Genomic DNA, 13738 nt, shown 5'->3' with positions numbered 1-13738 from the left:
GGGGCGGCGCCGCGCCGCTTGCGCCTACACGATGCTGCGCTTTCGCAATCTGGCCAGCGGCAGCACCGGCAACGCCACGCTGGTTGAAGGGCGCAGCGGCGCGCATACCCGGCGCCTGCTCGTGGATTGCGGGCTGGGCATCCGGCAACTGCAATGGCGCCTGGAGGCTGCGGGTACGGCCCCGGCGCAGTTGGATGCCGTCTTTATCACGCATGAGCATTCCGATCATGTGGGCTGCGTGCTGAAGCTCGCCCTGCGCGAACGCATCCCCGTTTGGATGAGCGAGGGCACCTACGACGCCCTAGGGTCACCCGACCTTGACGGCCTGCTGCATGTGGCGTGCGATGGCGTACCCGTCGATATGGGCAGCTTTTGCGCACATCCTTTCAGCGTGCCGCATGACGCACGTGAACCATTGCACTTGCGCTGCAGCGATGGCGCGACGCACATCGGCCTACTGACCGACCTGGGCCATGCGGCAGAAACGGTGGTGGAACGGCTACAGGGCTGTCACGCGCTGCTGCTCGAAGCCAACCACGACGCCGACCTTCTGGCGTCGGGCGACTATCCCGTGTTCCTGAAACGGCGCATCGCAGGTCCGCGTGGGCACCTTCCCAACCATGTCAGCGCGGACATCCTGCACGCCGTACATCACCCGAATCTGCGACACGTGGTGGCTGCACACCTGAGCGCACGCAACAACCGACCGGATCTCGCGCAATCCGCTCTGGCGCAAGCTGTGGGGTGGCATGCAAGTGACATCGTAGTGGCCGATCCGCGCGAGGGCACTCCCTGGATCGAGGCCAGCTACTGAGCCATTGCCCAAAAAAGAAAACCCCGACCTTCCGGTACGGGGTTTGCAGCAAGCCCGACCCTTGGAGGGCCCGGCATCAGAGTGTTCTTACTTGGCTTCGGAAGCGGCAGCGCCGGTAGCGGCGGCAGCAGCAGCATCAGCAGCCGCCTTGGCGGCATCGGAAGCTGCGTCGGTAGCGGCAGCAGCAGGTGCCTCGACAGACGCTGCGGGCGCGGGAGCAGGTGCGGGCTCAACAGCCGGTGCGGGAGCAGGAGCTTCCACAGGAGCGGGAGCAGGTGCGGCCTCTTCCTTCTTGCCGCAGGCGGCGAGAGCGGCAGCAGCGATCAAAGCAGCCAGAACGACGGAGTTCTTCATTTGGTGTCCTATCAAGGGGAACGATTGTTATCAAACAGCCCAACGCCGCCATCCACGCGGCCAGTCAGGCAATGGCGCTACGCTTTGCGAAGCAAACGCCGGGGGCAAAACCAGTTCGAAATTATAGAAAGATTTCGTCAATAGTGGATAACACGAATAACTGGCTACCCTTGTTACAAAGAGGGTGAATCCGTCACAGGCCAAGGACGGATGCAGGGAATCCAGGAGTGCTCTTGCGGTCTACCCACTCCTGCAGCGATTCGCGCAGGATGATGCGGCGCTCCGGCTCGGCGCCGGCGACGCCATTGCACCGCACCGGGTCGTGCCGCTGCAGCGCCCACAGCGGCGACCACAGCGCACTGGGCACATCCTGCGGATCTGCGACGGACGCCTTGCGGCAGACAATGATGTGGTCCCAGCGCACGCGCCACTGCACAAAGCGCGCGTGCCGCCGCACGATTTCATCGAACCCCGCCGCCACCAGCACGAAGCGCCGCCCCGCCCGCGCCCAGTCCTGCAGGGAATCGGCCACGGAGCGCTCCCCCAACGGCCAATCGTGGAAGCTGGCGTCCGACAGGATGAGCTCGGGCCAACCTTCGCGCGCAGCGCATGCCAGGGCATCGCGCACCAACTGCTGAAATGCCACCCGCCCTTCAAATCGGCCAGCGGGCAGCGATGACTGTGCGTGCGAAATGGCGTCTTCCATGGTTTGTCTCCGGCGGCGACGCGTCAGGCTTGCGCGCCCGCATGGGCCCAGCCTGCCTCGCACCAGGCGGACAGCAGTTCCAATGCTTCATCGCTCGCCCGCGCGAGGTCCCGCGAGTCCAGGAGACGCTCGTCGGCCAAGCGACGCATCAGTACCGCATCGCGACCGGCCGCGCGATAGCTTTCGCCGTTGATGAACACATGCCTGTCGTCATACATCATGCGCGTGCGCCGGTCCAGCACCACGCTCTCCAGCATGCCCGCCGGAGACGGCTCGAACCACACGTTGGGCTTGGGTTCGGTCAGAGCCTCGCCCAGTGCGCACTCCAGCGCCTGAGGCTGCTGCAACGCGCGCTGCACCGCCTTGCGTGCGAAGTCTTGCAACGCGGCCGGGATGGCTCCCGGGTTCGCAACAGCGGACTGCTGTGCATCACGGTAGATGGCCCCCTCCTCGTCGGCCGCCGCCTCCGCCATGCGCTGCAGCACCTCATGCGCCAACTGGGCACCATTGGGCGAGCGAAAGCCGATGGAATAGGTCATGCATTCCCCCTCGGCAATGCCATCGTGGGCCCAGCCCGGAGGTAGGTAGAGCATGTCGCCGGGCTCGAGCACATGCTCTTCTTCGGGCTCGAAAGCCGCAAGGATCTTCAGCGGCAACCCGGGGCGCAGCGTCTTGTCCTTTTGCCGGCCGATGCGCCAGCGCCGCCGCCCATGGGCCTGCAGCAGGAAGACGTCGTAGTTGTCGAAATGCGGCCCAACACCTCCGCCGTCGGTGGCGTAGCTGATCATCAGGTCATCAAGCCGCGCCTCCGGCACGAAACGGAACTGCTGCAGCAGCGCGTGCACGGCATCGTTGTGCAGATCCACGCCTTGCACCAGCGCGGTCCAGCGCGGCGTGGCCAGGGACGGCAGGGAGCGGCGTGCCAACGGCCCATGGCGCAGCACCCATTGGCCGGCCTTGTCCTGGATGAAGCGCGACTCCACACCGTCCTGCCCGGCCAGCTCCAGCAGTTCGGCGCGGCTCAGCAGCGGCTTGAAGCCGGGGATGGCCTGGCGCACCAGCAGCGGCTTCTTGTGCCAGTGGCGGCGCATGAACTGCGCCGGGCTCAGGCCCCCGAGCAGGGCCAGCGGTTGTTGAACGTCCATGGAATCAAAATGGCCGCGCGCGCGGCAGGGCAGTGAACTGCGACAATTCTCCTATGGAAATTACCGAACAATGTGTGGTCGCCTTGACCTGGGTCCTGAAAGACACGCTTGGCGAGGAACTGGATGTGCTCGACGATCCCGTGGAATTCCTCGTGGGGGGCGACGACCTGCTGGGCCGCATCGACCAAGCCCTGCAGGGCCATGGCGTCGGCGCCGAACTCTCGCTGCACCTGGAGCCCGAGGAAGCTTTTGGGGACTACCAGGACAAGCTGCTCTTCCTGGAGCCCCGCCAACTGTTTCCCGCGGATATCGAAGAAGGCATGACGTTCGAGGGAACGGCTTTGCCCCAAAGCGTCAACCCCGATGCACCGCGCGACGCGCTGTACACCGTGGCGCAGATCTACCCTGAGCACGTGGTGCTGGACGGCAACCATCCGCTGGCAGGCATCGCACTGCGGCTGCAGCTCAAGGTGCACGCGGTGCGCGAAGCCACGGAGGAAGAAATCGGCCGTGGCACAGCGGGCACGGGGTTTTTCCGCATTCAGCCGCAGGCGCCGGGCAGCGACCTGATCCACTGAACCACGCACTTTTCGACACACAGCCCCAAAAAAACGGGCTCCCCTCGGGAGCCCGTTGTGTGTGCGCGGCGCCGCCATCGGCGCGTCAATCGTTTTACATGCGCGATATCTGTCCGCCATACAGCCGCACGCGGTCGCCGGTGCGCAAATCGCCTGGCGACGGCACTTCGTACACCCGCTGGCCGCCCCGGTCCAGGTTCACCGTGATGCGATAGGCCTCGTAATCACCGGTGTTATTGCGGCCTTCGATGGCATTGCCCGCCACCGCGCCACCCACTGCCCCGATGGCAGTGGCCGCCGTGCGGCCGGAGCCCGAGCCAATTTGATTGCCCAGCACGCCGCCCACGACGGCACCCAGGATCGCGCCAGCGCCGGAGGTGCGGTTGCGCGCCTGCAGTCCTTCGATGTAGGCCACGGTGCCGTACTCGGTACCTTGCTGGTTAGGGTAGGTGGTGTATCCCGGCGCCGGTTGGCTGGTGTAGCCGGGCGTCGGATGGTAGTCAGAATAGCGCGGCTGTTCGGCGCAGGCGACCAGTGCGCCAGCCACCAGCGCGGAGCCGGCCAAGGCGATGAAGCGGGAATGAGGACGCATGGAAATCTCCTTGGTTCAACAATGCAAGCATGGCTACATGAAAGCGGCCACCCATTGGGAGATTGAAGCACCGCAGCATCCTGCACACTGCCGGCCATGCCCGGCGGGCCTCGTAGTGAAGTGCGCACCCGCCATGTAGGCAGGGGCCGACAGCGGCGCTGGCGCTCAGTGCTTGCCCGTGGAGCCGTAGCCGTCCTCACCGCGCTCGCTGGCCGGAAACTCCTGCACCACGTTGAACTGGGCTTGCACCACCGGCACGATGACCAACTGCGCCAGGCGCTCCATGGGTTGCAGGGTGAAGGCCTGGGGGCTGCGGTTCCACGCGCTGACCATGAGTTGCCCCTGGTAGTCGCTGTCGATCAGGCCCACCAGGTTGCCCAGCACGATGCCGTGCTTGTGGCCCAGCCCCGAGCGCGGCAGGATCAGCGCGGCATAGCCCGGGTCCTGAAGGTAGATGGCGATGCCCGTGGGCACCAATTGCCAGGCGTTGGGCTCCAGCGTGAGCGGCGCGTCCAGGCACGCGCGCAGGTCCAGCCCCGCGCTGCCGGGCGTGGCATACGTTGGCAATTGATCCGCCATGCGGGGGTCGAGAATCTTGACGTCGATTTTCATGGGAGCAGAGGTTCAAAGGAATGGTCGCGCGGTGTCACGCCGGCAGCACCGCGGGCCGAACCCGCGATCATCGCCCAACCGGTGCGCCCCTACCCGCTCAAACGGCGGCAAGGCGCCGCGCGATCTCCGCCACGAGCTGATGGCCCAGCGCCTCCTTGGAAGCGCGGGGCAGTTCACGATGGCCCTGCGCGTCCACCAGCAGCAGCGCATTGTCGTCCTGCCCGAACGTGGCCGGGCCGATATTGCCCACCAGCAACGGCACGCCCTTGCGCTCGCGCTTGGCGCTGGCATGCTCCAGCAGGTTCTCGCTCTCGGCGGCAAACCCCACACAGTACAGACGGCCAGCGCGCGCGCGCTCGGTGCGCGCCACCGTGGCCAGGATGTCGGGGTTCTCCACAAACTCCAGCGCCGGCACGTCGCCCGTGCCGTCCTTCTTGATCTTGTGCAGCGCAGCAGTGGCGGGACGCCAGTCCGCCACCGCGGCCGCAGCTATGAAAATAGTAGCTTCTCGCGCTTTTTCCTCAACGATTGCAAGCATATTTTGTGCTGAACGCACATCGATGCGCCGCACGCCCCGCGGGGTGGGCAGATGCACCGGCCCGGCGACCAATGTGACCTGTGCGCCAGCGGCACGCGCCGCGCGGGCAATCGCAAAGCCCATCTTGCCGCTGGACAGGTTGGTGATGCCGCGCACCGGGTCAATGGCCTCGAAGGTGGGGCCAGCGGTAATCAGCACGTGCTGGCCCGTAAGCAATGGGGGGGTGAACAAGGCCTCCAGTTCCTCCAGAATCTCCGCGGCCTCCAGCATGCGGCCGTCACCCGTCTCGCCACAGGCCTGGTCACCAAAGCCCACGCCCAGCACCGTCGCGCCGTCGCGCGCCACCTGGGCCAGGTTGCGCTGTGTGGCCGGGTGGCCCCACATCTCGCGGTTCATGGCGGGCGCCAGTAGCAACGGCACCCGATCCCGGGGCCGTGCCAAACACAGCAGGCTCAATAACTCGTCGGCCCGCCCCTGCACCAGCCGCGCGATGAAGTCCGCGCTGCACGGCGCAATGAGGATCGCGTCCGCCTCGCGGCTCAGGTTGATATGGGGCATGTTGTTCGCCTCGCGCGCATCCCACTGCGAGGTGTAGACGCTGCGTCCCGACAGCGCCTGCATGGTCACGGGCGTGATGAACTGCGCAGCCGCCTCGGTCATGACCACCTGCACCGTGGCGCCGGCCTTCACCAGCAGCCGGCACAGTTCCGCCGATTTGTAGCAGGCCACGCCGCCGCTCAAGCCCAGGACAATGTGTTTGCCAGCCAACTGTTCGTTCATGGGGGCGCAATTTAGCAGAGGGCATGGCCCCTGCCACTGCATCCCTGCAGTGGGCTGATTACAATCCCAATTTCCCACCACCATCAAAGACATGACCAAATTCGTCTTCGTCACCGGCGGTGTGGTGTCTTCCCTGGGCAAGGGAATCGCCTCAGCCTCCCTTGCCGCGATCCTCGAATCGCGGGGTCTCAAAGTCACCCTCATCAAGCTCGACCCGTACATCAACGTGGACCCGGGCACCATGTCGCCCTTCCAGCATGGTGAGGTCTTCGTGACCGACGACGGCGCCGAAACCGACCTGGACCTCGGCCACTACGAGCGCTTCATCGAAACGCGCATGAAGCAGGCCAACAATTTCACCACCGGCCGCATCTACCAAAGTGTGCTGGAGAAGGAGCGCCGCGGCGACTACCTTGGCAAGACTGTGCAGGTGATCCCGCACGTGACCAATGAAATCCAGGAGTTCATCAAGCGCGGCGCCGGCATCGGCACGCCAGACGCCGTGGACGTGGCCATTTGCGAGGTGGGCGGCACGGTGGGCGACATCGAGTCGCTGCCCTTCCTGGAGGCGGTGCGCCAGCTCTCGCTGAAGCTGGGCCCGAACAATTCGGCCTTCGTGCACCTGACCTACCTGCCGTGGATCGCGGCAGCCGGCGAACTCAAAACCAAGCCCACGCAGCACACCGTGCAGAAGCTGCGCGAGATCGGCATCCAGCCCGACGCACTGCTGTGCCGCGCGCTGCACGCCGTGCCCGAGGAAGAGAAAGAGAAGATCTCCCTCTTCACCAACGTGGCCGAATGGGGCGTGATCTCCATGTGGGACGTGGACACCATCTACAAGGTGCCGCGCATGCTGCACGAGCAGGGCCTGGACGGACTGATCTGCGACAAGCTGCGCCTGAACACACCGCCCGCCAACCTCAAGCGCTGGGACGACCTGGTGTATGAGACCGAGCACCCGCGCGGCGAGGTGCAGATCGCCATGGTGGGCAAGTACGTGGAACTGTCGGACGCCTACAAGTCCGTCAACGAAGCGCTCAAGCATGCAGGCATGCAAAGCCATGTGCGCGTGAAGATCACCCACCTGGATTCCGAGACCATCACCGACGACAACGCCGCGCAACAGCTGGCGCAGTACGACGCGATCCTGGTGCCCGGAGGCTTCGGCAGCCGCGGTGTGGAGGGCAAGATCTCCACCGCCCGCTATGCCCGCGAGCACAAGGTGCCCTACCTGGGCATCTGTCTGGGCATGCAGGTGGCCACCATCGAATATGCGCGCCATGTGGCGGGCCTGGCGGGCGCCAACTCCACCGAGTTCGACGCACACTGCAAGCACCCCGTGATCGCCCTCATCACCGAGTGGAAGGACGAGGACGGCACCATCAAGACGCGCGATGCCAACTCCGACCTGGGCGGCACCATGCGCCTGGGCGCGCAGTCCTCCGACGTGCAGCCGGGCACGCTGGCCCACAGCATCTACGGCGACGTGGTGACCGAGCGCCACCGCCACCGCTACGAGGCCAACGTGCAGTACCTGGACAAGCTGCGCACCGCCGGCTTGGTGATCTCGGCGCTCACGCAGCGTGAGCACCTGACCGAGATCGTCGAGCTGCCCAAGAGCGTTCACCCCTGGTACATCGGCGTGCAGTTCCACCCCGAGTTCAAGTCCACGCCCTGGAGCGGCCACCCGCTGTTCAACGCCTTCATCAAGGCGGCCGTGGAACACCACAAGCCAGCGGCGAAAGCCTGATTGGAAGGAAAGCCCATGCAGCTGTGCGGATTCGACGTTGGCCTGGACCAACGCTTCTTCCTGATCGCAGGCACCTGCTCCATTGAAGGCCTGGAGATGTCGCTCGACGTGGCCGGCCAACTCAAGGAGGCCTGCGCGCCGCTGGGCATCCCGCTGATCTACAAGGGCTCGTTCGACAAGGCCAACCGCTCGTCCGGCACCAGCAAGCGCGGTGTCGGCCTGGATGCCGGTTTGAAGATCCTGGACGAAGTGCGCCGCCAGTTGCAGCTGCCCATCCTGACCGATGTGCACGACACCTCGCACGTGGCCGAAGTGGCCAGCGTGGTCGACGTGCTGCAGACCCCGGCCTTCCTGTGCCGCCAGACGGATTTCATCCGCGCCGTGGCGCAAAGCGGCAAGCCGGTGAACATCAAGAAGGGCCAGTTCCTTGCGCCCTGGGACATGAAGAACGTCATCGACAAGGCCCGCGCCGCCGCGCGCGAGGCGGGCCTGTCGGAAGACCGCTTCCTGGCCTGCGAGCGCGGCGTGAGCTTTGGCTACAACAACCTCGTGGCCGACATGACCAGCCTGGCCGAGATGCGCAACTCCGGCGCGCCCGTGGTGTTCGACGTGACCCACTCGGTACAGAAGCCCGGCGGCCTGGGCGCCGTGAGCGGCGGCGCGCGCGACATGGTGCCCGTGCTGGCCCGTGCCGGTGTGGCCGTCGGCGTGGCGGGCCTGTTCATGGAAACGCACCCCAAGCCCGCCGAGGCATGGTCGGACGGCCCCAACGCCGTGCCGCTCAAGCACATGCGCGCGTTGCTTGAAACGCTGGTGGCGCTCGACGACGTGACCAAGAAGAACGGTTTTCTCGAAAACAACTTTGGAGCCTGACACCATGCCCAGCGGCTACATCATCGCCAACGTCCGCGTGACCAACCCCGCGCAGTACGAGGAATACAAGAAGTGGTCCACCGCCGCCTTCGCGGCGCACAACGCCGAGATCTGCGTGCGTGGCGGCCAGGTGGAGGTGATGGAGGGCGACTGGCAGCCCGAGCGTGTGGTGATCGCCAAGTTCCCCAGCTTCGAGGCTGCCAAGGCGTTCTACCATTCGCCCGAATACGGCAAGGCCCGTGCGGCGCGCGAGGGCGCGGCCATCATGCGCCTGGTCTGCGTCGAAGGCCTCTGATGCTACCTATTTGATAGCTGCCAGCGCTTGATGGAAAAGCGCTAGCGGCCAATTTGATTAAAAACTCCCGCAAAAGGAAACCCATGAGTGCCATCGTTGACATCGTAGGCCGCGAAGTGCTGGACAGCCGCGGCAACCCCACCGTCGAATGCGACGTGCTGCTGGAATCGGGCGTGATGGGCCGCGCGGCCGTGCCCTCGGGCGCGTCCACCGGCTCGCGCGAAGCCATCGAGCTGCGCGACGGCGACAAGGCCCGCTACCTGGGCAAGGGCGTGCTCAAGGCCGTGGAGCACATCAACACCGAGATCAGCGAGGCCGTACTGGGCCTGGACGCCTCCGAGCAGGCCTTCCTGGACAAGACCCTGATCGATCTGGACGGCACCGACAACAAGAGCCGCCTGGGCGCCAACGCCATGTTGGCCGTCTCGATGGCCGTGGCCCGCGCCGCTGCCGAAGAATCCGGCCTGCCCCTGTACCGCTACCTCGGCGGCATGGGTGGCATGCAGCTGCCCGTGCCGATGATGAACGTCATCAACGGCGGCGCGCACGCCAACAACAGCCTGGACCTGCAGGAGTTCATGATCATCCCCGTGGGCGCGCCGAGCTTCCGCGAGGCCGTGCGCTGGGGCGCCGAGGTGTTCCACGCGCTCAAGAAGATCATCCACGACAAGGGCATGAGCACCGCCGTGGGCGACGAAGGCGGTTTTGCGCCTTCCGTGGAAAACCACGAAGCCGCCATCCAGCTGATCCTGCAGGCGATTGAAGCCGCCGGCTACACCGCGGGCGAGCAGATCGCCCTGGGCCTGGACTGCGCCGCCAGCGAGTTCTACAAGGACGGCCAGTACGTGCTGGAAGGCGAAGGCGGCCTGCGCCTGACCGCCCAGCAGTGGACCGACATGCTCGCCACCTGGTGCGACAAGTACCCCATCATCTCCATCGAAGATGGCATGGCCGAAGGCGACTGGGACGGCTGGAAAACCCTGACCGAGCGCCTGGGCCAGAACGTGCAGCTGGTGGGTGACGACCTGTTCGTGACCAACACCAAGATCCTGAAGGAAGGCATCGACAAGCGCATCGCCAACTCGATCCTCATCAAGATCAACCAGATCGGCACGTTGACCGAGACCTTCGCCGCCATCGAGATGGCCAAGCGTGCGGGCTACACCGCCGTGATCAGCCACCGTTCGGGCGAGACCGAGGACTCGACGATCGCCGACATCGCCGTGGGCACCAACGCCGGCCAGATCAAGACCGGCTCGCTCTCGCGCTCCGACCGCATCGCCAAGTACAACCAGCTGCTGCGCATCGAAGAAGACCTGGGCGATATCGCCTTCTATCCCGGCCGCGCCGCGTTCTACAACCTGCGCTAAGCCCACCCGCACCGCTGCGCCCCGCCATGGGCACACGCATCGTTCCGCTCGCCCTGCTGCTGCTCCTCGTGGGGATCCACGCGCAGCTGTGGACCGGGCGCGGCAGTGTCGGCCATGTAGAGGACATGCGCCGGCAGATCGCCGCCCAGCAGGCGGCGAATGCGCAGGCGCGCCAGGCCAATGAGCGCCTGGCCGCCGAAGTGCAGGACCTGAAGGACGGCCTGGAGATGGTCGAGGAAAAGGCGCGCAGCGAACTGGGCATGGTCAAGCCCGGCGAGATCTACGTGCACGTCACACCGGCCCGCAAGTGAGCCCCTCGCCCGGCCCCGTGCCCGGCGCTGCGGCGGTGCGCATCGCCATCCTGGGCGCGCACACGCCCGCCTGCACCGCCTTACGCGACGGCATCGCTCAGCACTGTCCCGCGCTCGCAGTCGCGGCGGCCGGCCCCGATCTGCCAGCGGACCTCACGCTGCTGTGCGCACTGGACCTTCCCGATGCACACGAGCTGCAACTGCGCGCCGCGCTGGCCCAGGCCGGCACGGCCTACCAGGTGCTGTACGGGCCGCCAGCGGCGCAACTTCGCAACGCACTAAACGCTATTGATTTAATAGCTACTCGCGCTTATCCATCAAACGTTGAGGCCGAATTGGATTCGGAACCCAGCCGTCCTCGGCTGCGCGCTTGGGGTTGCGAAGAATGCGTGGAGCCCCAATGCGAGCACCGGCTGTTCACCGCGCTGCGCGGCCTGGGCGCAGGGGCGTGAGGCGGACGCCTCACGCTCGTTGAAGCGCGACCGCCTGCAGCGCCGCGGCGCGCAGGCTGGGTCGCAAAAGCCGCCCAGAGCGGCCGCCTGGATCACTGCATGCGCGACGGCGCGGGCGGCTGCTTGTGCGGATCGGTGAACAGCTGCGCGGCATCCACCGGGTCGAAGTGGTACTGCTGGCCGCAGTATTCGCAGCCCACCTCGATGTTGCCACGTTCCTCCAGGATGCTCTCGACCTCTTCCGTGCCCAGGCTGCGCAGCATGTTGCCCACACGCTCGCGGCTGCAGGAGCACGCGAAGCGCGGGCCGCTATCGCCCTGCTGAGGCGCAAAGCGCAGCAGTTTTTCCTCCCAGAACAAGCGGCGCAGGATGGTGTCCACGTCCAGCGTGAGCAGCTCCTCACGCGTGAGGCTGCTCGCCAGCGTGGCGATACGGTTGTAGTCCTCGTTGCGGCCGATCTGGTCCTCGTCCTCGCGCCCATGGCCGCCGGCCAGGTTGGCCTCGCCCTTCAGGGGCATGCGCTGGATCAGCACGCCCGCGGCCACCTGGTCGTTGGCAGCCAGCACCAGGGTGGTATCAAGCTGCTCGGACTGCAGCATGTAGTGCTGCAGCACGTCGCTGAGCTTGTGCAGCTTTTCCTGGTGGTCGCCATACAGCGGCACCACACCCTGGTAGGGCTGCTGGCCGGGCAGACGGTCCTTGGGGTCCAGCGTGATGGCGCAGCGCCCGCCGCCGCCCACGTTCACCATGTCCGGCAGGCCCGCGTTCGCGGGCAGTTCGCCCGACACCGACGCGGTGGCGCGCAGGCTCAGGTCGGACTGCACCTCGGCCACGGCCAGCTTGACCGGGCCGTCACCAAAGACCTGCAGCACCAGCGCGCCGTTGAACTTGATGTTCGACTGCATCAGCACGCCGGCGGCGGCCATCTCACCCAGCAGCTCGCTCACGGGCGCGGGGTATGGCCCCGTTTCGGTGTTGGCCGCGCGGCGGCGCAGCAGCTCTGTCCAGGCCTCGGTCAGGCGCACGATCATGCCGCGCACGGGCAGGCCATCAAACAAAAACTTGTGCAGTTCGGACACGCTGTATTTCCAGTCAATCAACGGCCGGGCTATTACCCCAGCTTGCGCAGACCCGCCTTGAAGCGGCGCGCGTTTTCCATGTAATGCCGCGCACTCTGGCGCAGCCCTTCGATCTGCTCGGGCGTGAGCTGGCGCACCACCTTGGCCGGACTGCCCAGGATCATCGATCCGTCGGGAAATTCCTTGCCTTCGGTGACCAGCGAGCCAGCACCCACCAGGCAGTTGCGGCCGATCTTCGCGCCGTTGAGCACGATGGCGCCAATGCCGATCAGTGATTCATCCCCGACGGTGCAGCCATGCAGCATGACCTGGTGGCCCACGGTGACGCGCTCACCGATCACCAGCGGCTGGCCGATGTCGGCGTGCAGCACGCTCGCGTCCTGCACGTTGGTGCCCGCGCCGATGGTGATGCGCGCCGTGTCGCCACGCACCACGGCGCCGAACCATACGCTGGCGTCCTCGCCCAGCACCACGTCGCCCATCACCTGGCCACTGTCGGCCACCCAGGCCGATGCGGCCACCTGCGGCGCCACGCCGTCGAGTTCATAGATCGCCATCGCTTGTCTGTCTCCGTTGTTTGTGTAGGGGGAACCTAGAATTGTAGGGATGGAGCTTCGCCAACGTGCCCTGGAGGTTTTGCGCCTCTGCGACCCTGAAGAAAAATCGGCCGCAGCGCTGGATATGTATGCGCAAGCAGCTCTCATTTCAATAGCGACAGAAACGCGTCTCACCGCCCCGCCCGCCGACACCCTGCCCGGCCGCCCCGCGCGGCCGCAGCTGCTGCACCACACCGCCGTGGCACGCCGCTCGCCCGCCACGCCGGAGGGGCGCGCGGTGCTGATCCACGCCATCGCCCATATCGAGTTCAACGCCATCAACCTCGCGCTGGACGCCATCTGGCGCTTTGCGGGCATGCCCGAGACGTTCTACCGCGACTGGCTGCGCGTGGCGGCCGAGGAGGCGAAGCACTTTCGCCTGCTGCGTGACCACCTGCGCCGGCAACTGCACCATGACTATGGCGACTTTCCCGCGCACCAGGGCCTGTGGAGCATGTGCGAGAAGACGGCCGACGACATCGTGGCGCGCATGGCCCTGGTGCCGCGCACCCTGGAGGCGCGTGGACTGGACGCCACGCCGCTGATCCAGCACAAGCTGCGCCAGGTCGGTACACCGGACGCGCTGGCCGCCGTGTCGATCCTGGACATCATCCTGCGCGAAGAAGTGGGCCACGTGGCCATCGGCAACCACTGGTACGGCTGGCTGTGCACGCGCGACGGACTGGACCCCGTGGCGCACTACGCCGCGCTGGTCCAGCGTTACGAAGCCCCCCGCCCGAAGCCGCCGCTGAACGAGGCGGCACGCCGCGCCGCCGGTTTCAGCGAGGCGGAGATGCGCTGGCTGCAGCACGGCTGAATCGCCTCCAGCCGCACTGCCATCCCCCAGCCATCGGGGGTTCTTCCCTACAATGCCAGCAGCGATACGCCACGCC

Annotated in this window: 17 protein-coding genes; 9 read left to right on the top strand and 8 right to left on the bottom strand. The window is 66.2% G+C overall.

The features are described 5' to 3' along the window. The first annotated feature begins 31 nt into the window (after positions 1-31). A complete protein-coding gene (locus tag QY917_RS01205; RefSeq protein ID WP_123675125.1) occupies positions 32-814 on the top strand; it encodes an MBL fold metallo-hydrolase in 783 nt (260 codons plus the stop codon). A gap of 87 nt (positions 815-901) precedes the next feature. On the opposite strand, the gene QY917_RS01200 is transcribed toward QY917_RS01205, so the two are convergent. From QY917_RS01200 to QY917_RS01190, 3 genes are all read right to left on the bottom strand, one after another. Then, positions 902-1168: a hypothetical protein gene (locus QY917_RS01200; protein WP_123675124.1), complete on the bottom strand. Its 267-nt coding sequence runs from the start codon at positions 1166-1168 to the stop codon at positions 902-904. Positions 1169-1361: 193 nt separating this feature from the next. Continuing rightward, positions 1362-1874: a hypothetical protein gene (locus QY917_RS01195; RefSeq protein WP_015912652.1), complete on the bottom strand. Its 513-nt coding sequence runs from the start codon at positions 1872-1874 to the stop codon at positions 1362-1364. A gap of 23 nt (positions 1875-1897) precedes the next feature. Continuing rightward, positions 1898-3019: a cupin domain-containing protein gene (locus tag QY917_RS01190; protein WP_015912651.1), complete on the bottom strand. Its 1122-nt coding sequence runs from the start codon at positions 3017-3019 to the stop codon at positions 1898-1900. Between the two features lie 53 nt (positions 3020-3072). Between QY917_RS01190 and QY917_RS01185 the strand changes: the two genes are divergently transcribed. Continuing rightward, entirely contained in the window at positions 3073-3597 is a 525-nt protein-coding gene (locus QY917_RS01185; RefSeq protein ID WP_123675123.1) for a peptidylprolyl isomerase, read from the top strand. Between the two features lie 94 nt (positions 3598-3691). On the opposite strand, the gene QY917_RS01180 is transcribed toward QY917_RS01185, so the two are convergent. The 3 genes from QY917_RS01180 to coaBC all read right to left on the bottom strand — a co-directional run bounded on the left by QY917_RS01180 (position 3692) and on the right by coaBC (position 6119). Then, complete coding sequence (locus QY917_RS01180; protein ID WP_015912649.1) at positions 3692-4189, bottom strand: glycine zipper 2TM domain-containing protein; 498 nt, start codon at positions 4187-4189, stop codon at positions 3692-3694. A 165-nt stretch (positions 4190-4354) separates the two neighbouring features. Continuing rightward, positions 4355-4801 (bottom strand): dUTP diphosphatase, encoded by a 447-nt coding sequence (gene dut, locus QY917_RS01175; protein WP_123675122.1) that lies wholly within the window; start codon positions 4799-4801, stop codon positions 4355-4357. Between the two features lie 97 nt (positions 4802-4898). Next, the gene (gene coaBC / locus QY917_RS01170) at positions 4899-6119 is read right to left on the bottom strand and encodes a bifunctional phosphopantothenoylcysteine decarboxylase/phosphopantothenate--cysteine ligase CoaBC (protein WP_123675121.1); all 1221 of its coding nucleotides are present in this window, start codon (positions 6117-6119) and stop codon (positions 4899-4901) included. 91 nt (positions 6120-6210) lie between these two features. Here coaBC and QY917_RS01165 point away from each other — a divergent pair, with 91 nt between their 5' ends. From QY917_RS01165 to QY917_RS01140, 6 genes are all read left to right on the top strand, one after another. Then, positions 6211-7869 (top strand): CTP synthase, encoded by a 1659-nt coding sequence (locus tag QY917_RS01165; protein WP_123675120.1) that lies wholly within the window; start codon positions 6211-6213, stop codon positions 7867-7869. Positions 7870-7884: 15 nt separating this feature from the next. Beyond that, positions 7885-8742, top strand: a complete 858-nt coding sequence (gene kdsA, locus QY917_RS01160) for a 3-deoxy-8-phosphooctulonate synthase (protein ID WP_123675119.1) — start codon at positions 7885-7887, stop codon at positions 8740-8742. A 4-nt stretch (positions 8743-8746) separates the two neighbouring features. Continuing rightward, positions 8747-9037, top strand: a complete 291-nt coding sequence (locus QY917_RS01155; protein WP_103737324.1) for a DUF1330 domain-containing protein — start codon at positions 8747-8749, stop codon at positions 9035-9037. Positions 9038-9120: 83 nt separating this feature from the next. Beyond that, positions 9121-10407, top strand: a complete 1287-nt coding sequence (gene eno / locus QY917_RS01150) for a phosphopyruvate hydratase (protein ID WP_015912643.1) — start codon at positions 9121-9123, stop codon at positions 10405-10407. A 26-nt stretch (positions 10408-10433) separates the two neighbouring features. Continuing rightward, a complete protein-coding gene (locus QY917_RS01145) occupies positions 10434-10718 on the top strand; it encodes a septum formation initiator family protein (RefSeq protein ID WP_011804436.1) in 285 nt (94 codons plus the stop codon). Beyond that, positions 10715-11170: a hypothetical protein gene (locus tag QY917_RS01140; RefSeq protein WP_123675118.1), complete on the top strand. Its 456-nt coding sequence runs from the start codon at positions 10715-10717 to the stop codon at positions 11168-11170. The genes QY917_RS01145 and QY917_RS01140 overlap by 4 nt, the downstream gene beginning before the upstream one ends. Before the next feature lie 92 nt (positions 11171-11262). On the opposite strand, the gene QY917_RS01135 is transcribed toward QY917_RS01140, so the two are convergent. Both QY917_RS01135 and QY917_RS01130 read right to left on the bottom strand, forming a co-directional pair. Next, entirely contained in the window at positions 11263-12249 is a 987-nt protein-coding gene (locus QY917_RS01135; RefSeq protein WP_041838962.1) for an Hsp33 family molecular chaperone HslO, read from the bottom strand. 32 nt (positions 12250-12281) lie between these two features. Beyond that, positions 12282-12806, bottom strand: a complete 525-nt coding sequence (locus QY917_RS01130; RefSeq protein WP_123675117.1) for a gamma carbonic anhydrase family protein — start codon at positions 12804-12806, stop codon at positions 12282-12284. Between the two features lie 49 nt (positions 12807-12855). Here QY917_RS01130 and QY917_RS01125 point away from each other — a divergent pair, with 49 nt between their 5' ends. After that, complete coding sequence (locus QY917_RS01125) at positions 12856-13662, top strand: ferritin-like domain-containing protein (protein ID WP_123675116.1); 807 nt, start codon at positions 12856-12858, stop codon at positions 13660-13662. Positions 13663-13738: the final 76 nt, after the last annotated feature.

The organism is Diaphorobacter sp. C33 (genome assembly GCF_030503915.1).
Lineage (GTDB): Bacteria > Pseudomonadota > Gammaproteobacteria > Burkholderiales > Burkholderiaceae_C > Diaphorobacter > Diaphorobacter nitroreducens.
The sequence above is the reverse complement of the archived record's forward strand: the minus strand, read 5'-3'. Positions and strand labels throughout refer to the sequence as shown.